This window comes from Ruminococcus sp. YRD2003 (assembly GCA_900109435.1).
GTDB classification, from domain to species: Bacteria; Bacillota; Clostridia; order Oscillospirales; family Ruminococcaceae; genus Ruminococcus; species Ruminococcus flavefaciens_G.
This window is the reverse complement of sequence record FNZT01000012.1, coordinates 149751-172375: the sequence shown is the minus strand read 5'-3', so window position 1 is coordinate 172375 and position 22625 is coordinate 149751. Positions and strand designations below refer to the sequence as shown.

At 53.7% G+C, this 22625-nt stretch carries 21 protein-coding genes and 1 rRNA gene; 1 reads left to right on the top strand and 21 read right to left on the bottom strand.

Going from position 1 to position 22625, the window contains the following annotated elements; all coding sequences use genetic code 11:
- The 21 genes from BMX22_RS11645 to BMX22_RS11545 form a co-directional block, all read right to left on the bottom strand.
- A 16S ribosomal RNA gene (locus BMX22_RS11645) occupies nucleotides 1–295 on the bottom strand; the annotation flags it as partial.
- 274 nt (nucleotides 296–569) lie between these two features.
- Nucleotides 570–938, bottom strand: coding sequence for a DUF3592 domain-containing protein (locus BMX22_RS11640; protein ID WP_074742608.1), 369 nt, complete (start codon nucleotides 936–938; stop codon nucleotides 570–572).
- 10 nt (nucleotides 939–948) lie between these two features.
- Nucleotides 949–2211, bottom strand: coding sequence for a dockerin type I domain-containing protein (locus BMX22_RS11635; protein WP_143055524.1), 1263 nt, complete (start codon nucleotides 2209–2211; stop codon nucleotides 949–951).
- Between the two features lie 117 nt (nucleotides 2212–2328).
- Nucleotides 2329–3234 carry an ornithine carbamoyltransferase gene (gene argF, locus BMX22_RS11630; RefSeq protein ID WP_074742606.1) on the bottom strand — a complete coding sequence of 302 codons (906 nt, stop codon included), beginning with the start codon at nucleotides 3232–3234 and terminating at the stop codon, nucleotides 2329–2331.
- A 21-nt stretch (nucleotides 3235–3255) separates the two neighbouring features.
- A complete protein-coding gene (locus BMX22_RS11625) occupies nucleotides 3256–3744 on the bottom strand; it encodes a hypothetical protein (protein WP_074742605.1) in 489 nt (162 codons plus the stop codon).
- Nucleotides 3745–3747: 3 nt separating this feature from the next.
- Nucleotides 3748–4923: an aspartate aminotransferase family protein gene (locus BMX22_RS11620; protein WP_074742604.1), complete on the bottom strand. Its 1176-nt coding sequence runs from the start codon at nucleotides 4921–4923 to the stop codon at nucleotides 3748–3750.
- Nucleotides 4924–5071: 148 nt separating this feature from the next.
- Nucleotides 5072–5938, bottom strand: coding sequence for an acetylglutamate kinase (gene argB / locus BMX22_RS11615; protein WP_074742603.1), 867 nt, complete (start codon nucleotides 5936–5938; stop codon nucleotides 5072–5074).
- Nucleotides 5939–6034: 96 nt separating this feature from the next.
- Entirely contained in the window at nucleotides 6035–7333 is a 1299-nt protein-coding gene (gene argJ / locus BMX22_RS11610) for a bifunctional ornithine acetyltransferase/N-acetylglutamate synthase (protein WP_074742602.1), read from the bottom strand.
- 13 nt (nucleotides 7334–7346) lie between these two features.
- Entirely contained in the window at nucleotides 7347–7787 is a 441-nt protein-coding gene (locus tag BMX22_RS11605) for a GNAT family N-acetyltransferase (protein WP_074742601.1), read from the bottom strand.
- Nucleotides 7788–7809: 22 nt separating this feature from the next.
- Entirely contained in the window at nucleotides 7810–8763 is a 954-nt protein-coding gene (gene argC / locus BMX22_RS11600; RefSeq protein WP_074742600.1) for an N-acetyl-gamma-glutamyl-phosphate reductase, read from the bottom strand.
- A gap of 35 nt (nucleotides 8764–8798) precedes the next feature.
- Nucleotides 8799–9074: a hypothetical protein gene (locus BMX22_RS11595; protein ID WP_074742599.1), complete on the bottom strand. Its 276-nt coding sequence runs from the start codon at nucleotides 9072–9074 to the stop codon at nucleotides 8799–8801.
- A gap of 3 nt (nucleotides 9075–9077) precedes the next feature.
- Entirely contained in the window at nucleotides 9078–10463 is a 1386-nt protein-coding gene (gene argH / locus BMX22_RS11590) for an argininosuccinate lyase (RefSeq protein ID WP_074742598.1), read from the bottom strand.
- Nucleotides 10464–10512: 49 nt separating this feature from the next.
- Nucleotides 10513–10833, bottom strand: coding sequence for a four helix bundle protein (locus tag BMX22_RS11585; RefSeq protein WP_207645882.1), 321 nt, complete (start codon nucleotides 10831–10833; stop codon nucleotides 10513–10515).
- Nucleotides 10834–10906: 73 nt separating this feature from the next.
- Nucleotides 10907–11350, bottom strand: a complete 444-nt coding sequence (locus BMX22_RS11580) for a nucleoside deaminase (RefSeq protein ID WP_074742597.1) — start codon at nucleotides 11348–11350, stop codon at nucleotides 10907–10909.
- Nucleotides 11351–11409: 59 nt separating this feature from the next.
- Nucleotides 11410–12495, bottom strand: coding sequence for a hypothetical protein (locus BMX22_RS11575; protein WP_074742596.1), 1086 nt, complete (start codon nucleotides 12493–12495; stop codon nucleotides 11410–11412).
- 43 nt (nucleotides 12496–12538) lie between these two features.
- On the bottom strand, nucleotides 12539–13771 hold the full coding sequence (locus BMX22_RS11570; protein WP_074742595.1) for an argininosuccinate synthase: 1233 nt from the start codon (nucleotides 13769–13771) through the stop codon (nucleotides 12539–12541).
- A gap of 206 nt (nucleotides 13772–13977) precedes the next feature.
- Complete coding sequence (locus BMX22_RS11565) at nucleotides 13978–14376, bottom strand: DUF2809 domain-containing protein (RefSeq protein ID WP_074742594.1); 399 nt, start codon at nucleotides 14374–14376, stop codon at nucleotides 13978–13980.
- The gene (gene hydF / locus BMX22_RS11560; protein ID WP_074742593.1) at nucleotides 14373–15575 is read right to left on the bottom strand and encodes a [FeFe] hydrogenase H-cluster maturation GTPase HydF; all 1203 of its coding nucleotides are present in this window, start codon (nucleotides 15573–15575) and stop codon (nucleotides 14373–14375) included. The genes BMX22_RS11565 and hydF overlap by 4 nt, the downstream gene beginning before the upstream one ends.
- Before the next feature lie 79 nt (nucleotides 15576–15654).
- Nucleotides 15655–16602, bottom strand: a complete 948-nt coding sequence (locus BMX22_RS11555; RefSeq protein ID WP_074742592.1) for an L-lactate dehydrogenase — start codon at nucleotides 16600–16602, stop codon at nucleotides 15655–15657.
- Nucleotides 16603–16772: 170 nt separating this feature from the next.
- Nucleotides 16773–17576, bottom strand: coding sequence for a tRNA lysidine(34) synthetase (locus BMX22_RS11550; protein WP_074742591.1), 804 nt, complete (start codon nucleotides 17574–17576; stop codon nucleotides 16773–16775).
- A gap of 443 nt (nucleotides 17577–18019) precedes the next feature.
- Nucleotides 18020–19609, bottom strand: coding sequence for a vWA domain-containing protein (locus tag BMX22_RS11545; RefSeq protein ID WP_074742590.1), 1590 nt, complete (start codon nucleotides 19607–19609; stop codon nucleotides 18020–18022).
- A 388-nt stretch (nucleotides 19610–19997) separates the two neighbouring features.
- Here BMX22_RS11545 and BMX22_RS11540 point away from each other — a divergent pair, with 388 nt between their 5' ends.
- Nucleotides 19998–22544 (top strand): carbohydrate-binding protein, encoded by a 2547-nt coding sequence (locus BMX22_RS11540; RefSeq protein ID WP_074742589.1) that lies wholly within the window; start codon nucleotides 19998–20000, stop codon nucleotides 22542–22544.
- Nucleotides 22545–22625: the final 81 nt, after the last annotated feature.

The window sequence follows — 22625 nt, the reverse complement described above, 5'->3', positions numbered from 1 at the left end:
TCCGGCTACTGATCGTCGACTTGGTGAGCCGTTACCTCACCAACTATCTAATCAGACGCGAGCCCATCTCTGAGCGATAAATCTTTGATAACAAAGTCATGCGGCTCCGTTATGTTACAAGGTATTACCATCCGTTTCCAGAAGCTATCCCTTTCTCAGAGGCAGGTTGCTCACGTGTTACTCACCCGTCCGCCACTAAGTTAATCTCAGTAAACCAAAATTAACTCCGTTCGACTTGCATGTGTTAAGCGTGCCGCCAGCGTTCGTCCTGAGCCAGGATCAAACTCTTTATTAAATAGTATATATCAGTCACTCTTTCAAGTAACCAAAATATCTTAATCCTGTTCAATAACGCTTGCGTTATTACTGCGTTTTTTTAGTCTTCTTACTTGACTTTCTTTGCTCTCGCAAAGGAATCTCAAGGGTCGTTACTTTTTCTTAGCATTGTTCAATTTTCAAGATGCTGTGCCGTCACACTCTCTCGCGGCGACTTAATTATTATAGCACGCTATTTGCGGTTTGTCAACTAAAAGAAAATCGTCTTTTTCATTCTCTTTTTGTGCAATATGCTACAAGACAAGAAACCTCATAACAAACGTCGCTCCCATGAGCGCCAAAATGCCGAACCCTATCAGGCTTAGATTCACCTCTTTCAGCGATTTACAGCGCTTCGGTTCGCTCCTCTTATATATCAGCGGAAGCTCCGAACCGCTGTCGAGCGGTCTCTCATAGGCATCGCTGTCCTCACTGATGACCTCCGCGCCGTCCGCCTGATACGCTACCTTGTGGATAAACCTGCCCTTGCTGTCCTGACGTGCCGATATGACACGCCCGACTGCCTGCTCTCCGCCAAGTCTGAAAAGAAGTGTGCGTATGAACATCACAAGTCCGATGACTCCGACTGCCGCTCCTAAAAATCCTATTATCGTGTTTTCCATTGAGCCTCCGTTACCTCTGTACGCCTTTGATGCTCGATTCTATGGGTCTGAACAGCCACAGCCAGCCCGCGTATGAGCCGTTGTTGCCGACCTCTATGCTGTATGCCTGTCCGTCTATGACGACCTCGGCGCGGAAATGCTGATTCGTGCCGTCGGGGTTGAGCCACATCTCCAGCATATACACGTCGTAGCCCATATACGCCAGCATTTCGGCAAGCGCGCCGTTGTATTGCAGGCACTGCCCCTTCTTTTTGACAAAGCAAGCCGACACCCAGCTGTCCGAAATAATGTCGTTGTAGAGATTGCCGCTCGCATAGGTGACGTTCTTGTTCAGCCAGTCCCACGTGTACTCTATCTTGTCGTAGTTCGACATATCCGCGGTGAAATGCTCCGCCGCGAAGTCGTCGAGTATCTTCTTGTCAGCCGCACTGACGTAATATGTCGCCTTGTATGCGGGCGGGCTCACCTTGATATTGTACAGATTATACGCGTCGTGCGGCGTTAGCTTCGCGTTGTTGACTATCAGCGGGAGCGTATCAAGTGCCGCAGATGACACATTCGACGCCGTGACCTCCACGCCGCCTATCTTGTAGTGTCCGCGCACCTCGACCCTGTATGTACAGCCCTTGGTCTCGATGTTCTGCGGAAGCGCCGCGCTGAATACGTCGCAGGGCTCGCGGTACTCCTCGCCGTAGAATCTGTAAACGCGCTCGCCTTTGCTTATCTTACGCACCGTCTCGGTGCTGACAAGCTCGCTTTTCTGCGTACCGTCAGCGTTTTCGCTGTTCCTGTATATGCTCACCTCATACGCGCAGGATGCCGCTCCCTCGTGATATTGCTGTTTGATATACTCGTCCGCGGAAATGTCGTTCGCCTTGATATTCACACAGCCGTTCCCCACGCGGACTTCAATATTGCTGTAGTAGCTGAAATCGCCGAAGCCTTTTGTCCTGTATTCCATGTATTTCTCGGGCGTCATCTCCGAACCCGTCGAAACTGCCGAATAATAGCTCAGGATGTACGATGCGTCGGTGGAATCGACCTTGCTGTCGCCGTCCATATCCGCGAGCCTGACTTTGGCGCTCGCCCATACGTCACCGCCCGTGGAGAGTGAGGAGTAGTATTTCAGCACGTCGGTCGCGTCTGAGGCATTCACCATTCCGTCGCTGTTGCAGTCGCCGAGAGATGCAGCCTCAGCCGCACGCGCGGAAGTTCCGTATACAGCCGAAACCGTCAGGATAAAAGCGGTCATGACCGCCATTGTTTTTCTCATAAAAGCACCCCCAATTGCTTCTTTTCTATAATTGTAGCACTCCCCCGAGACGTTGTCAAGCGCGCGGACGGCTTTGACGCGAAAAAAGGCAGTCTGAAGACTGCCTTGATATGTATCTTACGCCATCAGCTTTACCATTACTGCCTTCTGAGCGTGGAGACGGTTCTCTGCCTCCTCGAATATCTCCTTCGCGTGAGCCTCGAATACCTTCTCGGTTATCTCCTCCTCGCGATGTGCGGGCAGACAGTGAAGCACCATTGCATCTGCCTTCGCAACTGCCATGATGTCGTCGTTCACCTGATAGCCTGCGAACGCCTTTCTGCGCTTCTCAGCCTCTTCCTCCTGTCCCATGGAAGCCCATACGTCCGTGAGGATAACGTCTGCGTCCTTGGCTGCCTGTGCGGGGGATTCCGTCATCTCGAACTTGTCGCCGTATCCCGCCGCAAAGTCGAGTATCTCCTTCGGCGGCTGATAGTCATTCGGGCACGCGATAGATACGCTCATGCCTGTTTTGAGTCCGCCTACGATAAGAGAATTCGCCATGTTGTTGCCGTCGCCGATGAAGCACATCTTCAGTCCGTCGAGCTTGCCCTTGAACTCACGGATAGTCATAAGGTCCGCAAGTACCTGACAGGGGTGGCAGAAGTCCGTCAGTCCGTTGATTATCGGGATATTGCCGTACTTGGCGAGGTCCTCTACCTCCTTCTGCTCGAAGGTGCGTATCATGATGCCGCTGAGATAGCGCGAGAGCACGCGGGCTGTATCCTGTACGGGCTCGCCGCGGCCTATCTGGAGGTCGTTCGACGAGAGGAACAGCGGATAACCGCCGAGCTGGTACATTCCTGTCTCAAACGAGACCCTTGTGCGTGTGGACGCCTTCTGGAATATCATTCCGAGCGTCTTTCCCTTGAGGTGGGGATGCGGTATGCCGTGCTTGAGCTCGTACTTGAGCTGGTCGGCAAGGTCGAGTATCTCTGTTATCTCTTCTGTGCTCAGGTCGAGCATTTTAAGTAAGTGTTTCATATTTTTTGTCCTTTCAGTTCGTTATTTGCTTCTGTTCATATTGCCGAAGGTCAGGTCGACCGCAACGGCAAACAGCGGGATATAGTCGTCAAATACCTTGTCCTCTATTTCGATCTCATATTGCAGCTCGCCGCCGACTGTCAGGCGTACCTGCATCCTGCCGACGTTCAAGTCGTCCTTTAAAAGCTGGAAATCTCTGTGGTCCTTGCTCGCGATGGAATAGTTTATCTTTGTCCCCGCCGTATCCTTGCCCGAAACGGTTATGGTCGGGTCAAGAAACAGCGACTTGCAGTCGAGTTTCATTATTGAGACATCATTGTGCGTTATCGAAAATGTGGGCTTCCTGTCATCGCTCGTCTGAACGATGGTATACAGCTGATAATTGCTCGCGTCGAGCAGAACATATCTTCCGCTGCTGAACGCCTTCTTCTTTATCGTATAGAGAAGCCTTTGCTGCTTTTTATCTGTAACTGTAAATTTATTGCCCTTTACAGAGATCATCAGCTCCATTGATCATTCCTCCAGTATCTCAAACAGCAGGTCGAGCCCTGCATCTATCTCACTGACCTCAATAGTCAGCGGCGGAAGGAGCCTTACCTTCTCCTTTGCCGTCAGCACGAGCAGCCCCTTGCCGAGAGCTGCCTTTGCAACATCTGCCGCTTTCTTCGATTTGAGAGTAATTCCTATCATCAGTCCGAGGCCGCTGACTTCGGCGACCTCGCTGCATTTTTCAAGCCTTTCCCTGAAATGCTCCGCCTTGGCGCTTACGCTGTCAAGGAAGCCTTCGCTCTCTATCCTGTCAAGGACTGCCAGTCCGCCTGCGCAGGCAACGGGGTTGCCGCCGAATGTCGAACCGTGCGTGCCCGCTGTGAGCACGCCTTCCAGCTTTTCGTTCACGAGGCACGCTCCCATGGGGAGTCCGCCCGCTATGCCCTTGGCAAGAGTCGTTATATCTGCCTTTTTGCCGTAATGTTCGCCTGCAAGGAACTTGCCTGTCCTGCCGACGCCTGTCTGTATCTCGTCCGCGATGACGAGGATATCCTTCGGAGCACAGAGCTCGTATATCGCGTCAACGAAGTCTTTATCAAGCTTGTTTACGCCGCCCTCGCCCTGTACGTACTCTATCATTACCGCACATACGGTATCGTCAAGCTTTGCTTTCAGGTCTGCGATATTGTTTGCCTCGACGTTGATGAAGCCCTCAACGAAGGGGAAGAAGTAATTGTGGAAGACGTCCTGACCCGTAGCCGACAGCGTTGCTATCGTCCTGCCGTGGAAGGAGTTGACGAGGGTGATGATGTTGTGCCTGCCCTTGCCGTACTTGTCGAAGCTGTACTTCCTCGCGACCTTTATCGCGCACTCGTTTGCCTCCGCGCCGCTGTTGCCGAAGAATACCTTGCTGTATCCCGACACCGCGCAGAGCCTCTCTGCGAATTCTGCCTGAACGGCTGTATAGTAGTAGTTGGAGTTGTGCTGGAGAGTTCTTACCTGTGCGCAGACCGCATCAGCCCATTTTTCGTCGCAGTAGCCGAGGCTGTTGGTACCGATGCCGCTTCCGAAGTCGATGTACTCCCTGCCGTCCTCGTCCTTGCAGCGCCTTCCCGAGCCCTGCTCCATAACGAGCGGGTACCTTCCGTAGGACTGCATAACGTGCTCATTGAACTTTTTTATGGTATTCTCACTGCTCATAAGTATCTCTCCTTATACCATACTCCACAGATACCGTTACATTATATATTATAGCGCTGTTTTGTATGTAAAATCAATAATCATTTTAGTAATTCAGGGTAAATTTTTTGTTTACAAGTAAACTATTTTTAATAATTATGCCGAGCTATTATGTAAATTGTGTACCAATGCCCTCGTTCGACAGTATTTCTATCAGGATAGAGTGCGGTACGCGCCCGTCAATTATGACGGCTCTCGGGACGCCGCGTCTGACGGACTCTACACAGCAGTCTATCTTAGGTATCATTCCGCCCGAGATTATGCCCTGCATCTTCAGATACGGCACCTCGCTCACGTTGACCGAGGGTATGAGCGTCGACGGGTCGTCCTTGTCGCGAAGAAGTCCCGCGATATCGGTCATAAGTATCAGGTTCTCGGCACCGAGCTCCGCCGCTATGCGGGCTGCTGCCGTGTCGGCGTTGATGTTGTAGGTGTTGCCGTCATTGTCGGTGGCTACGGTCGCGATAACGGGGATATTGCCGTTTTCAAGCGCGTCGAGGATAGGCTTGGTGTTGACGCGGGTTATCTCGCCTACCCAGCCGAGGTCCTGTCCGTCGTCGGTGGTCTTCTTCTCGGCAACAAGCATCTCGCCGTCAATGCCGCAGAGTCCGACTGCGCTGCCCTTATGCTGGGCGAGGAGCTGTACGAGCTCCTTGTTGACCTTGCCCGCAAGCACCATTTTTACAACATCGACTGTTGCCTCGTCGGTGTAGCGCAGACCGTTGATGAAGCGGCTCTCTATTTCAAGCTTCTTCAGCATATCGCTTATCTCGGGTCCGCCGCCGTGTACGAGCACGACCTTGATGCCGACGAGCGAGAGAAGCACGATGTCGGTCATGACTGCGTCCTTCAGCTCCTTGTTGGTCATCGCGTTTCCGCCGTACTTCACAACGACTATCTTGTTGCTGTACTTCTGTATGTACGGCAGCGCGTCTATAAGTATCTGCGATTTATCCTGATTTGAAATCTTTTCCATATCTATCTCTCCTGTTTATCAAACCGTAGGGGCGGCGTTTCGCCGCCCGCAAATAGTCAAAGCCGACACGGGCGAGCGGAACTCGCCCCCTACAAATCAGCTTCTGTAATCACCGTTTATCTTGACGTAGTCGTAGGTGAGGTCGCAGCCCCAGCATACCGCCGTTCCGCTGCCCTCGCCGAGAGATACGATTATCTGTATCTCGTCCTCTGCAAGCACACGCTTCGCAACTTCTTCGTCAAACTCGGTCACGCAGCCCTGACGTCCGAGAGCAATGCTGCCGCCCTTTGATGCCATGTCTATGTCGACCTTGCTGATGTCGAATTCGGCGTCCGCGTAGCCTACCGCGCAGTAGATACGTCCCGCATTGGCGTCCTCACCGAATATCATCGACTTTAAGAGGCTCGAGCAGATGACGGACTTCGCGACTGTCTCGGCTGTCTGCTCGTCCTTTGCTCCCGTAACGGCGCACTCGATGAGCTTTGTCGCGCCTTCGCCGTCCTTCGCCATCATTCTTGCAAGATTGAGGAGAACGTTGTAGAGAGCATTGGAGAATGCTCCGAAATCTGCGTCCTCAGCCGTTATCTCCGCATTTCCTGCCGTGCCCGATGCCATTACGCAGACCATGTCGTTCGTGGAGGTGTCGCCGTCCACGCTCGCGCGATTGAGAGTCACCTTCACGTTGTCGCTGAGTGCGCGCTGCAACATCTCCGCGGAGATATTGGTGTCGGTCGTTATGAAGGTGAGCGTTGTTGCCATGTTCGGGTGTATCATGCCGCTGCCCTTGAGCATCGCGCCCATTACACAGGTCTTGCCGCCTACCTCGAACTCTACAGCTACTTCCTTGGGCTGGGTATCGGTGGTCATTATCGCTTCGAGAGCGCTCTTGTTGCCGCCGTAGTTCAGTCCCTCAACAAGAGGCTTGATGCCGTTTGCGATGGGCTCAATGGGGAGAACCTGTCCGATGACGCCCGTGGAAGCAACGATGACGTCCTTCTCGTCTATGCCGAGTGCATCAGCCGCGAGCTGACACATCTTCGTTGCCTTCTCGTAGCCGTCGGGATTGCAGGTGTTGGCGTTGACAGAGTTCACGATGACGGCTCTTGCCTTGCCGTCTGCGAGGTGCTCCTTCGTCACAAGGATAGGAGCTCCCTTCACCTTGTTCGTTGTATATACAGCAGCAGCCGTACATTCGGTGTCTGCCACTATCATCGCGAGGTCGTTTTTCTTTTTTGCTGTGGGGATAGCGTTGTTTGCCGCAGCATTTGCCTCTGCCATCTCCCCGAGCGGCTTGTGGGCGAGTCCGCACTGAACGCCGTTAGCCTTGAAGCCTCTTGCGGCACATACGCCGCCGTATACGAATTTTACGTTGCTTCCGATTTTTTTCAGATCCATGACCATTTCCTCCTTAGGTGTCTATTCTTACGAGCTCACGCAGAGCTAAATTGCGGTAGTTGAGGTCTTCCCTCACCGTGAAGCCCATTGCCTCCCAGAATTCGTTGCCTGTCTCGTTGTACTTGAAAACAAGCAGCGCGACCTTGCTTATGCCCTCAGCTTTGAGAGCATCCATGCAGGTCTGCACGAGCTGAGTGCCGATGCCCTGACGGCGGCAGGTCTCCCTGACACAGGCGTGGTGTATGAAGCCGCGTCTGCCGTCATGACCGCCGAGTATGACGCCCGCAAGCTCTCCGCCGCTGAATGCAACGAATGAGGTATCGGGGTTTCTTCGCAGGTACTTGTCTATGCCCTCGCGCGAGTCGTCAACGTCGTTGAAGCCCATATTCTTGCTCGACATCCACAGCGCATAGACATCGTCGTAATCGTCGATAGTCATTTTGCGTATTTCCATACCGATACCTCCTTGTATCATATCATACGAGACCTGTTGTCTCGTCTATACCCATCATAATGTTCAGGCACTGAACAGCCGCGCCGCTCGCTCCCTTGCCGAGGTTGTCGAGGCGCGCGCAGAGAAGTATCTGCTCGTCGCTGCCGAATACGAATACCTGAAGCTTGTTCTGTCCGCTGAGTGTGTTCGACGCGAGGAAGAAGCTCTTCTGCTCGTCCGCGCTCATAAGAGGCATTACCTCTACGAGTTTCGCGCCCGCATAGTGCTTGGCGTACATCTCGTGTATCTGCGCGGGTGTGAACGCCTTCGGGAGCGTTCTCGTCTGTATAGGCACGCTCACCACCATGCCGCTGAAATAGTCGCAGACCATGGGGTTGAACATCGGCTTGTAGGTAAGTCCCGATATCTTCTGCATCTCGGGAAGGTGCTTGTGCGCCTGTGAGAGAGCATACTGGCGGGGACTGTTGAACTCGTAAGGCTTGTCGTCGCCCTCATATACCGCGATAGCCTTCTTGCCTGCTCCGCTGTAGCCCGAGGTCGCATACGCGAATACGGGGTAATCAGCGGGGATAATACCGTTCGCCACGAGCGGGTAAACTATCGAATTGAAGCCGCTTGCGTAGCACCCCGGGACTGCCACTCTGTTGGACTTCTCTATCTTCGCGCGGTGCTCTGCCGACAGCTCGGGGAAGCCGTATGCCCAGTCGGGATTCGTTCTGTGAGCCGTCGAGGCGTCGATTATGCGGACGTGGTCGTTGTCCTTGTCGATGAACGAGACTGCCTCGCGCGAGGCGTCGTCGGGCAGGCAGAGGAACACGTAGTCCGCGCTGTTGATGAGGCGGGCGCGCTCGGTGCTGTCCTTTCGGAGCTCCTCGCTTATCTTTATCATCTCGATGTCGTTCCTGCCCTCGAATCTCTCTAAAATTTTGAGACCCGTAGTGCCCTCCTGACCGTCTATGTAAACCTTTACAGACATTTCTGTTACCTCCTAATATCAAAAGCTGTCAGATATCAGTCATCAGCTGTTTCGGCATTCTGCCTTTTCCGTTTATTCACCTTGCGCTCGTATTTCTCGCGCTTGGGGTCGCGGTGCTCCTCGTATTCGTCCTCCTTCAGTGAGTGTACCACGCTTATCGTCAGCGTGACGAGCACTATCCCCGCGAACCACAGGATGTGTCCCCATGAGGGAACAGCTATCCACAGTCCCATTACGACCTCGCCCGCTACCCACAGGACTCCCGTGAGCAGGGTGAGACCGAACGTGAAGATAAAGTCCTTCTTCTTCATAGCTTATCCGAGCTCCGCAAGGCGCTTCTCGGCGAGTGCTATCTGCTTCGCGACCTCCTCGGGGGAAGGTCCGCCCTCGGACTTTCTCTCGCGCACGCAGGTGTCGAGGCTTATCGCGTCGTATACGTCCTCGGCAAAGAGGTCGGTCATCGCCTTGTAGTCGGTTATGGGCAGGGTCTCGAGCGTTACGCCCTTTTCTATGCACTGAGCAACGAGCGTGCCCGTTATCTTATAAGCGTCACGGAAAGGCATACCCTTCTTGACGAGATAGTCCGCGCAGTCCGTGGCGTTGATGAAGCCGCGTGCCGCCGCGTTCCTCATGTTGTCCTTGAGCACGCGCATCGTCGCGAGCATGGGGGTGAAGGTCTTTACGCAGAGCTTTACGTTGTCAACGGCGTCGAATATGGCTTCCTTGTCCTCCTGCATATCCTTGTTGTATGCAAGGGGGAGCCCCTTCATCATCGTGAGCAGAGTCACGAGGTCGCCGTTCACTCTGCCCGTCTTGCCGCGTATGAGCTCCGTGATGTCGGGGTTCTTCTTCTGCGGCATGATGGACGAACCCGTAGCGAACGCGTCGTCGAGCTCGACGAACTTGAACTCCCACGAGCACCAGAGGATTATCTCCTCGGAGAAGCGTGAGAGGTGCGTCATCAGCAGGGACAGCGCACAGCAGAGTTCGATGCAGTAGTCGCGGTCGGACACGCCGTCAAGGCTGTTCGGCATGGGTGCCGTGAAACCGAGCAGGTCGGAGGTCTGCTGACGGTTGGTCTTGTAGGTGGTGCCTGCGAGAGCTCCGCTTCCGAGAGGACAGTAGTTCATTCGCCTGCCTGCGTCCTGTAAGCGCTCGATGTCGCGCATGAGCATCCACACATACGCCATAAGGTGGTGTGCGAAAGTTATCGGCTGGGCACGCTGGAGATGCGTATACCCCGGCATTATGGTCTCGGTGTGCTCCTTGGCGAGCTTTATCAGCGTCTCGGTCAGCTCGCGCACCATTGCCTGTATCTCGGCTATCTCGTCACGGAGATAGAGACGCAGGTCAACTGCGACCTGATCGTTTCTTGAACGGGAGGTGTGAAGCCTCTTTCCCACGTCGCCGAGCCGCTTTGTCAGCTCTGCTTCGACGAACATATGGATGTCCTCGGCGTTGGGGTCGAGCTCAAGTGCGCCGCTGTCGATGTCGGCGAGGATGCCTTTCAGCCCCTCGATAATGGTGAGGCTGTCCTCCTTGGTGATTATGCCGCAGTCTCCCAGCATGGTAGCGTGGGCGATACTGCCCTTTATATCGTGGCGGTACATACGTCCGTCAAAGGCTATGGAAGAATTGAACGCGTTGACGCCTGCGTCCACCTGCTTTGAAAATCTTCCTGCCCACATCATATCTGCCATTTTTGGCACCTAACCTTTCTGTTTGTATATTACGCTGAGCCATTAGCCGTTAGCCGTTAGCCTTTAGCTTTTTTATCAGAGAATTCAACATTCTGCAAATCTCGTCACAAAGCTGAAAAGCTTTCGTTGTATCATCTTCAGTCAAATAACCGATTCGTTGACAAATAATCAATTGTGTCTCTAATTCAAAAGCCGAGCCGTTAGCGATTTTTAAAAACCGCACAAAATCTTTTTCGGCATTTCTGCCTCGTCCCTCTGCAATATTTGAGGGTATCGAAACAGCTGAACGCCTTATTTGGTCAGCCATTGCAAATCGCTCATTAGCAGGAAGCTTCTCTAAAAGTCTATAGACCTCCTCAACAAGCTCTATCGACTTTTACCACACTGTCAATTCTCTGAACCCCTGCATTGCGTCCTCCTAAAAAGCTAACGGCTAACGGCTTTCAATAATTCCGTTTTTCCTTGATATTGCGGTACTCCTCGAACACCTCGAGGCACGCATCGCGGTCGAGTTCCTCACAGAAGTCCTCCTCAGATTCATAGAATATCTTGTCGCGGAAACCGATGCTGTCGGTATCATCAACATTGCAGCCGAAATATACCTTTCCGATATTCGCCCACAGTATAGCTCCCCTGCACATGGGACACGGAGCAGCTGTGGTGTAGAGGTCGCAGCCCGAGAGGTCGAATGTGCCGAGCTCCTTGCAGGCGTTGCGTATCGCCATTACTTCACCGTGGCAGGTCGGGTCCTTGCGCTTGACTACCTCATTGTGTCCGCGTCCGACGACTTCGCCGTCCTTCACGATAACGCAGCCGAAAGGTCCGCCGTGACCTGCACGAATGCCCTTCTGAGCCTCTGCAATAGCAATTTTCATAAATTTATCCATAACGCACCTGCTCAGTAAAAAATCATAACAGGCAGGAGGTTCGCCCCTGCCTGTCGGTATTATTCGGATATAGCGCAGCTATACTTTATGTCTTCGCCTTCGCCGCTGTGTATGATAAGATACGTGCTTTGGCTCTGCATGGGGATCACCTTATAGATAAGAGCCTGTGCATTCAGCGCGCCCATCTTCTCCTCGTCAGACAAATTATCCCAGTCAGATATATCATCCCAGTCACAGTAAATATAGCAGGTAAGATACTGTCCTAAATAGCTGTTTTTAAGACCTATCAGCTTGGAATATGTGTACGGCTTTACATTTTCAGCCTCAAGCTTGACATCGCCTTCTGCAAGGACCGGTCCGAACGCACCCTCAAGAGGCGTGATAGCGTAGGTCTGATCGTAGTAGCTGCAGTTGTCGTCATTGCCCCACGCGGGAGTCTCGTGATAGGATTCGATGATGCAATACCTGCCGTTGATCTTGTAGATGTACGGGTGCTTTATCTTGCCGTCCACTGCTTCTTCTGAATCGGAATCCTCATACCAGCACATATTCTCTGCGAAGGTCTCGAAATCGCCCTCTGTGCCGAATCCGACATCGCGTGTAACGTTGTACTCATCATCATAGCAGAACTGGAGCTTCAGATCCTCCAAAGGATATTCACCTTCAAATCTGAAGCGGTAGATCCCCCACAGTTCACCGTCTTTGTCCTTTGCACCCCAGACAGTGGAAACCTGATTCGGATGAAGGCTTACATCTTTCGCCATAAGGTCATACCAGTCCAGCTTTTTGAGATCGGTAGAATTGAAGTTGACTCCGACAGTCAGGATAGTAGCCTTGTCACTGTCGTCACTGTCTATGCCTGCTTCCTTGGGAGTGCCGACGTAGTAATCAAGCAGGCTGACCTCGAACTTTTCGAGGTATTTCATATCCTCGTCCTTGATCTTCTGTATCTCCTCGGCAGAGAGCGTAGGCTCCTCTGTCTCGGTCTCGGGTTCGGTTTCAGGCTCAGTCTCCGCTTCGGTGGTCTTAGCCGCCGTTGCGGGCTGATCGGGCTTTGAAAGTTCGGTATCGTCTTCCTTTGCGCCGCAGCTTACAGCTGATGCGGCAACGCAGAGAAATGTGAGTGCAGCGATTATCTTTTTCATTTGATCCTCCAATTATCCTTTATATCATATCTGTTTCGGCTTATTACTTGTTGTTTCTCTTCTGGTCGAGCTTTGCCTTTACCTTTATCGGGAGTCCGAAGAGGTTTATGAAGCCTGCCGCGTCAGCCTGATTGTAGACCTCGTCCTCGTCGAATGTAGCAACTTCCTCATCGTAGAGAGTGTTGGGCGATGTTACGCCTGCGTTGATGATGTTGCCCTTGTAGAGCTTGAGCTTTACGTCACCTGTAACGTTCTTCTGTGTCTCTGTTACGAATGCGCTGAGTGCCTCGCGGAGAGGTGTGAACCACTGTCCGTTGTATACGATATCAGCAAACTTGATGCCGAGATACTGCTTGATGCGAGCTGTCTCCTTGTCAAGAGTGATAGTCTCGAGAACTTCGTGTGCGTGATAGAGGATAGCGCCGCCGGGAGTCTCGTATACGCCTCTGGACTTCATGCCGACAAGACGGTTCTCTACGAGGTCAGCAAGTCCGATGCCGTTCTCGCCGCCGAGCTTGTTGAGAGCGCTTACCATCTCAACGCCGTTGAGCTCCTTGCCGTCGAGCTTTGTGGGGATGCCCTTCTCGAAGTGGATAGTGATGTATGTGGGCTTGTCGGGAGCGTCGATAGGTGATACGCCCATTTCAAGGAAGCCCTTCTTCTCGTACTGAGGCTCGTTTGCGGGGTCCTCAAGGTCGAGACCCTCGTGGCTGAGGTGCCAGATGTTCTTGTCCTTGGAGTAGTTTGTCTCACGGCTTATCTTGAGCGGGATGTTGTGAGCTTCTGCGTAGTCTATCTCCTGGTCGCGGGACTTGATATCCCATTCTCTCCACGGAGCGATTATTGTCATGTCGGGAGCAAATGCCTTGATAGCAAGCTCGAAGCGTACCTGGTCGTTGCCCTTGCCTGTGCAGCCGTGGCAGATAGCGTCTGCGCCCTCGGCGAGTGCTATCTCGGCTATTCTCTTGGCAATGATCGGACGTGCAAAGGACGTGCCGAGCATATATCTGTTCTCGTAGATAGCGCCTGCCTGTACTGTGGGATATACGTAGTCCTGAATGAACTCCTCCTTGAGGTCGGCGATGATGAGCTTGGAAGCGCCTGTCTTGATAGCCTTCTCCTCGAGTCCGTCGAGCTCGGTGCCCTGTCCTACGTCACCCGAAACAGCGATTATCTCGGGGTTATTGTAGTTTTCCTTGAGCCACGGGATGATGATAGATGTGTCAAGTCCGCCCGAATAAGCGAGAACTACCTTTTTAACTTCTTTTTTAGCCATGATAATTACCTCCTGAAATTCAAAACGCCGTTTCGGCGTGAAAAATCGTGATAATACTATTATACTCCGCTATTTTGCGTTGTCAACCCCTTTTGAATAAATATTCATTTTTCACAGGATTATTCTCGGGTTTATGAATATATATTCGCGATTCCGTGCATATTTACATACTGAAAGGGGGCGGACCGAGCATTCCTCCCCCTCTCTCATTCATTTTTACCGTCCCTGCTTCCGACTATCCTGCTGTAAACGAACACTCCCGCGCAGGCTACAGCCGTGCCTGCGGCATAGCTGAACAAGTCCTCGACCGCAAAGCTCGTGCCTATGAGAGTGCGCAGGAACGGGCTCTCTATGCCGAATTTATCCGCGAAGCCCCACTTCTGAACGAACTCCACTGCGAACGCAAACGCAAGCAGCGCGAGGTTGACGATATAGTGGTTGTTTTTCCCGCCGAGCACCGCCTGTACAAGACAGTACAACACCCACATCACGATGATGTCGCCGCCGTAGTAGCGAATGAAATTGTCGTGCTGAGTGAGCGCGATAAGCACCTCCACACCCACAAGCACCGCAAATAACACGATGTAAGGAAGACGCTTCTTCATTCGCTCAGCTCCTTTGCAAGGTCGGGGAAAATGCCGAGGCTGCGCTTTAGAATGCCGTTCATGCACGCGATAGCCGTGCCGTAGTTCGTGAACGGAACGCCTGCCGCTTTCGCGGTATTCTGCCTGTGGGACATCTCGCGCTCGTTGAGCATACAGCCTCCGCAGTGAATGACGAGGGCATATTTTCCGAGCTCTTCGGGGAAGTCGCGTCCGCTCGAAAGCTCGATGTTCAGGCTCTTGCCCGTGTACTTCTTCAGCAGGGCGGGGAGCTTGACAGCGCCGATGTCCCCGCACTGACGATGGTGGGTGCAGCCCTCGGAGATGAGAACAGTGTCGCCTTCGCGGAGCGTGCGTATTTTAGCCGCTCCCCTGACTGCCGCGTCGAGGAAGCCCTTATACCGCGCCATGAGGATAGAAAACGACGTCAGCGGAATGTCAGCGGGAACTGTTTTGCTCACCATGCCGAACACCTGACTGTCCGTGACGACCATTTTCGGCGGTCTGGCGAGTCCTGCAAGGGCATCGGCAAGCTGACCCTCCTTGGCAAAAACGGGTATGGCGTCGGCGTCGAGGATGTCGCGGAGGGTCTGCACCTGCGGCAGTATCATGCGTCCCTTCGGCGCGGAGCCGTCTATCGGCGTGACGAGGACGACGATGTCGCCCGCATTCAGCAGGTCGCCGATGATGCGGCGCTCGCTGACCGCATTCTTCGCGAGGGTGCCTATCATCTCCTTGAGCTCGAAGATGTTCTTGTTTTCAGCGGCGCTGACCGATATCTCGTTGTCTTTCGCGAACTCGCTGCCCGTGAGGTCGGACTTGTTGTAGGCGATGATGTACGGGAGTTCACGCTCGCGGAAAAGTGTGATGAGCTCTTTATCGCAGTCGGTCAGTCCTGTGCTCCCGTCGACCACAAGCACCGCTATATCGGTCTTTGCGAGTATCTGTCGCGTCTTTTTCACGCGCAGCTCGCCGAGGGCTCCCTCATCGTCGAACCCAGGAGTGTCGATTATTTCGACGGGTCCGAGCGGCAGGAGCTCCATTGCCTTGTAGACGGGGTCGGTCGTGGTTCCCTTGACGTCGGAGACGACGGCAAGCTCCTGTCCCGTGACGGCGTTGACAAGGCTGGATTTGCCCGCGTTCCGCCTTCCGAAGAAGCCGATGTGTATCCTCTCGCCCGACGGCGTATCGTTAAGGCTCATATCTCTACCTCCTAAAGTTAGAGCTCCCGTTTTTCGGGAGCTCCTTTGCTCTTAATTGGCGGGACACCGTCCCATGCATTTAGAATTCGAGCTGTTCAATCACGCTTCTGAGCGCCTTTGCACTCTCGCGGAGCTTGTCTTCCTCTTCCGCGGTGAGCTTGGGGAATACCTCCCTGCCGATGCCATTGCTGCCGATAACGCAGGGCAGGCTCAGACATACGTCGCTGATGCCGTACTTGTTGGGTACGAGCGATGATACCGTCATGATATTATTCGTGTCGCGGAGTATGGAATCGCATATCTTGTTTACGGTCATCGCGATAGCGTAGAATGTTGCGCCCTTGCGCTTGATGACCTCCGCGCCCGCTTTTCTGACCTCGTCGATTATCTCGTCTTCGTCGATGTCTGCGTGGTTCTGCTCGGCGCAGTACTCCTCCATAGGACTTCCCGCGATGTTGGTGAGCGACCACGGAATGAACGAGGAATCACCGTGCTCACCGAATACGTATGCGTGTACGCTGTTCGGGCTGAGACCGAGATGGTCGGCGATGCTCGAACGCAGACGAGAGGTGTCGAGCGCTGTGCCCGAACCTATTACCTGATAGGGCGTGAGCTCCGTACACTGCAATATAACGTATGTAAGTATATCTACAGGGTTGCTGACAACAAGGTATATCGCGTCAGGGGCAAATCTCGCTACCTGCGGCATCACGTCCTTGATGATGTTTACGTTTGCCTGTGCAAGGTCGAGACGGGTCTGACCAGGCTTTCTCGCAAGTCCGAGTGTTACTACAACGATATCGGAATCGGCGGCGTCTTCGTAGGTGCCGTCCTTTATCTCGACGTTCTGACCGAAGGATACGCCCTGTCGGATATCCATTGCCTCGCCCTTTGCCTTTTCCTTGTTTATGTCAATGAGGACAATATCGGTACACGTACCCGCTACTGCAAGGGTGTACGCGACTGTTGCGCCGACATTTCCCGCACCGAGTATGGTTATCTTTGTTCCGCCTTTATTATCTCCCATGATGATTACCTCCGATTATAGCTGTGGATACAGCTTGGTATAATATTATTATAGCATACCCGCAAAAAATATCAAGTTATATGTGTGAATATTCCGTTAAAATCGTAAAAACAGACAAAAAAGGCAAACTTTTGACAAGCTTTTGTCAACATTGCGGGATATCCGCGCGCTTATTCGTATCCGTCAAGGAAATGATGGTACTCGCCGCCGTCATGATAGGAGATGAGCGTGCGCAGATTCACGTTCTCGGGGCTGCGGAAAATGTTCATCTCTACTGCGGGATTCGTCTTCTTCAGCTGTGCTATCAGTGCCTTTATCTCCGCGCGTTTGGAGCCGTCCTCGCCCTTTTTCTCGGTCACACGGCACGCGCACTGTATGAACTCCAGACCGTTGAAGTCACGCCACGCGATGATGTCAGCCTCGCGGACGAGATACAGCGGACGTATCAGCTCCACGCCCTCGTAATTCTCGGCTCTGAGTCTCGGCATCATGGTCTGCATCTGCGAGCCGTACAGCATCCCCATAAGTATAGTCTCTATCACGTCGTCGAAGTGGTGCCCGAGCGCTATCTTGTTGCAGCCGAGCTCCTGCGCTTTCTTGTACAGCCAGCCGCGCCGAAGTCTCGCACACAGGAAGCAGGGGTGCTTCTCCTCCTTCTCTGCCGACTCGAAAATCCGCGTAGAATAGACCTTTGCAGGTATCCCGAGGAGCTCTGCATTGTCAAGTATGCGCTGCAGATTCACGGGCGTGTATCCAGGGTCCATTATGACGTACTCGACCTCGAAAGGTATCTCGTTGTTGCGCCTGAGACGGGCTATGCACTGAGCCATGAGCATCGAGTCCTTGCCTCCCGATATACACACGGCAATGCGGTCTCCTGCCTCTATGAGCCTGTAGTCGCGGACTCCGCGGCGGAATTTCGTCCATATCTGTTTATTGAAGCGGGTGGTTATCGAATCGCTTATGCTGTTCATTCGGCGCTCCTCCTGTCATTGTTCGACTCAATATCATTATAGAGTATCGTCGGGAGCTTGTCAATATCTGTAGGGGCGCCCTTCGGGCGTCCGTAAACAAACGGCATTGTTATAACGCGCGGAATAATTCCGCGGGCATACAAACGTGCAACGGAACAAGGGGACGCCCTCACTTGCAGGGCGTCCCCTCTCAGAAAACAGCCCACTGGGCTGTTTTCTGATTCACCCCTTGCGGAGCGCCTTCGTTTTGTTTCGCCGCTCTCTAAAAGCTGTGAGCGGCGACCAGAGACGCTGTCTCTGGACTCTGCAAGCCTTTGAAAAGGCTTGAGCGAAACTTTCGGGTTCGCGCGGCAGTTCGTCGGGAGCTTGTCAATATCCGCGGTGCGGGCGTGAGGCGGAAAGCAAAAGCGCCCCTGTTGGGGCGCTCCGCTGTCAGAAATATATTAATACAATGAAGAAGCTTTCTGTGCAAGGTCGCCGAGCTCGTTTATCTTCTCGTTGGTACCGCCGATAGCGAGCGCGGTCTCTCTGACGTAGTCAAACGACGAATTTCCCGCGTACTCCGAACCTTTGAGCAGCATCGCGAACTCCGCAGCGGCTCCCGCGAGCTTGATACCCTGTGTCGGGACTGCATTGTACTTCTCCATGCCGTAGAGGTCGGCGGAGTAGACTTCTTCGTCCGTGCCGATGTCCTTGTATGCGACGGAGAGCTTGATGAGCTCGTCCCTGCCGTTAGCGGAGGCGGCTGTTGTGCCCTCGTGATTGTCCGCGAATTCGAGCTCTATGCCGTGGTATGTACCCTTGGCAGGCTCGTTGGCGAGCTGCACCTCGTACAGCGCGGTAACAGCATGACCTGCTCCGACTTCGCCCGCGTCCTTGGTATCATCGTAGAAGTCCTCGGCGTTCATTATCCTGTTGTCGTAGCCGACAAGGCGGTAGCTCGTTACTGTTGCGGGATTGAACTCGACCTGTATCTTCACGTCCTTGGCTATCGTGAAAAGTGTGCCGCCCATCTCCTCGACGAGCACGCGGCGTGCCTCTGCGACTGAGTCGATATAGCTGTAGTTGCCGTTGCCGTTGTCGGCAAGAGCTTCCATTTTGTTGTCCTTGATGTTGCCCGTACCGAAGCCGAGCACCGACAGATATACGCCGCTCTCGCGCTTCTGCTCGATGAGCTTCGTGAGCTCCTTCTCGGAGCACTTGCCGATGTTGAGGTCGCCGTCGGTGGCGAGGATGACGCGGTTGTTGCCGCCCTCGATGAAGTATTCCTCGGCGAGCTCGTATGCGGTCTCGATGCCGCCCTCGCCGTTTGTGCCTCCGCTTGCCATGATGGAGCCAAGCGCCTCGGTTATCTCGTCCTTGTCCGTACCGCTCGCGCCCGCAAGCACTGTCTCGCTCGAACCTGCGTAGGTCACGATAGAGATGCGGTCGTTCTCGGTAAGGGTGTCGGTCAGCATGGAGAACGCTGTCTGAACGAGAGGGAGCTTATTGTACGAGCCCATTGAGCCCGACGAATCTATGAGAAAAACAAGGTTTGAGGGCGGGAGCTCCTCCTGAGCCATGCGCTTGCCCTGCAAGCCTATCATCATGAGCTTTGTCTCGGGATTCCACGGGCAGTCCGCGAGCTCTACATACTCGCCGAATACCTTGCCCTCCTCGGGGTCTGCATACTTGTAGTCAAAGTAGTTGATGTACTCCTCGATGCGCACGGAGTCGGCGTCGACTATCTGATGCTCGTTGAGCATACGGCGCGCATTTGTATACGAGGCGGTATCTACGTCCGCGGAGAATGTGGACAGAGGCTCGGACTTCGGGTCTTTGAAACCTGTCTCCTCTACGTGTTTGTACTCCTCGTTCGGGTTCACGGTGTTGGGGGAGTAGTTCTCCTCTGCCTCTGTCTTGTAGTTGTAAGTGTAGTTGCTGTTGCTGTTTACGCCGCTGTATGTCCCGTCGTCTCCACAGCTTGCGAATGTCGCGGCGATGAGCGGCAGCGTAAGTGACAGGGCTGCCATACGTGAAAATCTTTTACTCATAAATTTCACTCCTTCTTACCCTCGTGTTCGCCGAACAGAGGAGGGCTTTTTTCTATGATTTCATTATAGCCGAAAAATCCGACGATTACAATAACAGAAAATTGTCAGTTCCGATACAAAATATCAGAGGGATTGTAACCTCGCACAGGAAAATATTACATAATTCCGACAATTATGACCGTTCTGCGAACGGCTTCCGAAATTGCCGTGAACTGTACAGAAAAGCAGCCTGACTCTCACGCCTGACTACACTATCTTTCACATATCCCCCCAAAAAAAGCTGAAAGCTGCATAAACAAGATACGATTTGTCATTGTTTTTTGCGGCATAATAATGTATAATTTATAATAGGGAAATGTATTATGTTATCAATACAGGAGGGATATCAATGAACAAGACTTTCAGACGCATCACTGCTGCACTCACGGGTATCGTCACTGTGCTCGGCGGAGTCTCCGCGGCTGCTCCTGCGGGAAATTTCGGCTCCAAAGCCGATGCGGCGGGTAAGATGCTTGCCTTCCCAGGAGCCGTCGGAGGCGGTAAATACTCCACGGGCGGACGCGGCGGTCAGGTTTACCACGTCACAAACCTCAACGACAGCGGCGAGGGCTCGTTCCGCGACGCCGTAAGCAAGTCCAACCGCATTGTCGTATTCGACGTCGGCGGCACTATCGAGCTCAAAAGCGCGGTCTCGGCAGCAGGCAACATCACTATCGCGGGACAGACTGCCCCCGGAGGCGGCGGTATCACGCTCAAAAACTACAAAATGGCTTTCGGCGGAGACAACGTCATCTGCCGCTATATCAGCTCCCGCCCCGGTCCGTACAACGCCACGAGCTCGGGCAACGACGCGTGGGGCGGCTCAAAGGGCGCTAACTGCATCGTCGACCACTGCTCCATCGGCTGGGCTTCCGACGAGCAGTGGGGACTCTACTCGAACAATAAGAATTATACCGTGCAGTACACCATTATAGGTCCAGCAAACTCGTGGGGCGGTCACGACAAGGGTATCCACGGCTTCGGCATTATGATGGGCAACAGCGACCTCTCGTTCGACCACAACCTCATCATCCACAACGTTTCACGCAACTTCCGCGGTAAAGTGCCAGGGACGGGTGTGGCAGACTTCACCAACAACGTCATCTATGACTGGGGCTACCAGACCGCCTACGGCACGATAGGTCACACCAACTATGTGAACAACACGCTAAAAGCAGGCAGCTCCACCACGGGCGGCTATAACTACATTCATGTGGACAGCACTACCAGTCCGCAGAATTTCAAGGTCTACTGCTCGGGCAACCGCCTCATCAACAAGGACGGCTCGCTCCACGGCATAACCTACAACAACTGGGACGGCATTACCGTCAAGGACGGTATCGGCATAACCAAGGACAGCCTTAAAACGTCCGCCGCTTTTCCGATAAACAGCGACGGAGAGAATCTGTCCTCCACCGTCGGTTGTGAGAGTGCAGAGGCTTCTTACAACCACGTTATCAGCTTCGCGGGCTGCGGAGTCTCGTCGGACAAGCGCCCCGCTATCGACCGCCAGTGCGCTGACGAGACAAAGAACGGCACGGGACAGTGCTCGGGTACTGCCGCGTATAACGGCTCTGTCGGCGACCTGAACAAGTACAATATCAAGTGCGGCGTGACCTACTCCTACCCGCCCGCTGTCACCGCAAAGGAGATAACCGATACCGACGGCGACGGCATGGCCGATGAATGGGAGTCGGCTCGCGGCCTCGACCCCACCGACCCCACCGACTATGCGGGCGACTACTGCGGTCAGGGCTACATGAACATCGAGTATTACATCAACGACCTCACCGTCAACTCCTTCCCCGAGGGCGTTGTCAAGCTCTCGCCCGAGAGCGATACTCCCGCTCAGCCGTCTGTTCCCGCTGTTTCGGCGTTTGAAACGATAGAAGCTGAGTCATACTCGGATTCCGAAGGCATACAGACCGAGGACACCGCAGGCGGCGGACAGAACATCGGCTTCATCGAAAACGGCGACTGGGCAATGTACCGCAAGGTCGATTTCGGCGACGGAGCATGGAGCTTCAAGGGTAATATCTCGGGAAATGCCGCGGGTATCGAGCTCTATCTCGATTCCCTCAACGGCGAGCCTGCCGCGAAAATAAGCTTCACGGGCACGTCGGGCTTCTCGGACTATCAGCCCTTCGAGGTGAATATCCCGCAGATAAGCGGTGTCCATAACCTGTACGTGAGATTCACGGGCGGCGATGGCTACCTTCTGAACATGGACAGCTTCGTGTTCAGCAAGGAAAAGATCCCGCTCAGCGGTGAGCTCTTCAAGGACGTGGAGGTCGCAGAACAGGCGCTTCCCGACTCGTGGGCGATAGGCAGAAACGCCGATACGGGCTCGCTCATCTTCGGCGACCGAGACTTCACGATAGACCAGATACAGTCCAACCTCATAGGCGCGGAAATACTGATGACCGCCTGCTCTGCCAAAGGCACCACGGGCGACACCGTCACCTTCATTGCAGGTGACGATATGACCCTGCATATCGCGCTCGACAGCCGCGTTGAAAAGGCTCCCGACTGGCTCGCGGACTATACGCATATGCGTACCCTGCTGACTGCCACGACCGACCTCAGCTTCATGGTCTACGATAAGGATGTCAAAAAGGGCGAGAAGGTGACTCTCGGAAGCAACGGGCAGACCTATCAGTGCGTGAACTTCTTCGCACTCGCGACGCCGAAAATCCCCCCTCAGCCCGAAGCTGTCATCGGTGATATCAACGCCGACGGAGAGGCAGGCGTCGCCGACCTCGTCAAGCTGAGCGCCCATATCCTCGGAAAGGCTCCGCTCACCGCCGAGGAATGTCGGCTCGCAGACCTCGCTGCCGACGGCATCATTGATACATTCGATCTCATCGCACTTAGGAAGATCGTAACACAGCAATAATACGGCACCAAGGGCGTTCTCGCATGAGAGCGCCCTTTGCGTCATATCCGACACTTCGTCCGCATATCATTTACAGACAAC

What these genes read in the sequence shown, in the direction of transcription:
- BMX22_RS11640 (WP_074742608.1), bottom strand. Translation starts at nt 938, where the DNA reads ATGGAAAACACGATAATAGGATTTTTAGGAGCGGCAGTCGGAGTCATC.
- BMX22_RS11635 (WP_143055524.1), bottom strand. Translation starts at nt 2,211, where the DNA reads ATGAGAAAAACAATGGCGGTCATGACCGCTTTTATCCTGACGGTTTCG.
- argF (WP_074742606.1), bottom strand. Translation starts at nt 3,234, where the DNA reads ATGAAACACTTACTTAAAATGCTCGACCTGAGCACAGAAGAGATAACA.
- BMX22_RS11625 (WP_074742605.1), bottom strand. Translation starts at nt 3,744, where the DNA reads ATGGAGCTGATGATCTCTGTAAAGGGCAATAAATTTACAGTTACAGAT.
- BMX22_RS11620 (WP_074742604.1), bottom strand. Translation starts at nt 4,923, where the DNA reads ATGAGCAGTGAGAATACCATAAAAAAGTTCAATGAGCACGTTATGCAG.
- argB (WP_074742603.1), bottom strand. Translation starts at nt 5,938, where the DNA reads ATGGAAAAGATTTCAAATCAGGATAAATCGCAGATACTTATAGACGCG.
- argJ (WP_074742602.1), bottom strand. Translation starts at nt 7,333, where the DNA reads ATGGATCTGAAAAAAATCGGAAGCAACGTAAAATTCGTATACGGCGGC.
- BMX22_RS11605 (WP_074742601.1), bottom strand. Translation starts at nt 7,787, where the DNA reads ATGGAAATACGCAAAATGACTATCGACGATTACGACGATGTCTATGCG.
- argC (WP_074742600.1), bottom strand. Translation starts at nt 8,763, where the DNA reads ATGTCTGTAAAGGTTTACATAGACGGTCAGGAGGGCACTACGGGTCTC.
- BMX22_RS11595 (WP_074742599.1), bottom strand. Translation starts at nt 9,074, where the DNA reads ATGAAGAAGAAGGACTTTATCTTCACGTTCGGTCTCACCCTGCTCACG.
- argH (WP_074742598.1), bottom strand. Translation starts at nt 10,463, where the DNA reads ATGGCAGATATGATGTGGGCAGGAAGATTTTCAAAGCAGGTGGACGCA.
- BMX22_RS11580 (WP_074742597.1), bottom strand. Translation starts at nt 11,350, where the DNA reads ATGGATAAATTTATGAAAATTGCTATTGCAGAGGCTCAGAAGGGCATT.
- BMX22_RS11575 (WP_074742596.1), bottom strand. Translation starts at nt 12,495, where the DNA reads ATGAAAAAGATAATCGCTGCACTCACATTTCTCTGCGTTGCCGCATCA.
- BMX22_RS11570 (WP_074742595.1), bottom strand. Translation starts at nt 13,771, where the DNA reads ATGGCTAAAAAAGAAGTTAAAAAGGTAGTTCTCGCTTATTCGGGCGGA.
- BMX22_RS11565 (WP_074742594.1), bottom strand. Translation starts at nt 14,376, where the DNA reads ATGAAGAAGCGTCTTCCTTACATCGTGTTATTTGCGGTGCTTGTGGGT.
- hydF (WP_074742593.1), bottom strand. Translation starts at nt 15,575, where the DNA reads ATGAGCCTTAACGATACGCCGTCGGGCGAGAGGATACACATCGGCTTC.
- BMX22_RS11555 (WP_074742592.1), bottom strand. Translation starts at nt 16,602, where the DNA reads ATGGGAGATAATAAAGGCGGAACAAAGATAACCATACTCGGTGCGGGA.
- BMX22_RS11550 (WP_074742591.1), bottom strand. Translation starts at nt 17,576, where the DNA reads ATGAACAGCATAAGCGATTCGATAACCACCCGCTTCAATAAACAGATA.
- BMX22_RS11545 (WP_074742590.1), bottom strand. Translation starts at nt 19,609, where the DNA reads ATGAGTAAAAGATTTTCACGTATGGCAGCCCTGTCACTTACGCTGCCG.
- BMX22_RS11540 (WP_074742589.1), top strand. Translation starts at nt 19,998, where the DNA reads ATGAACAAGACTTTCAGACGCATCACTGCTGCACTCACGGGTATCGTC.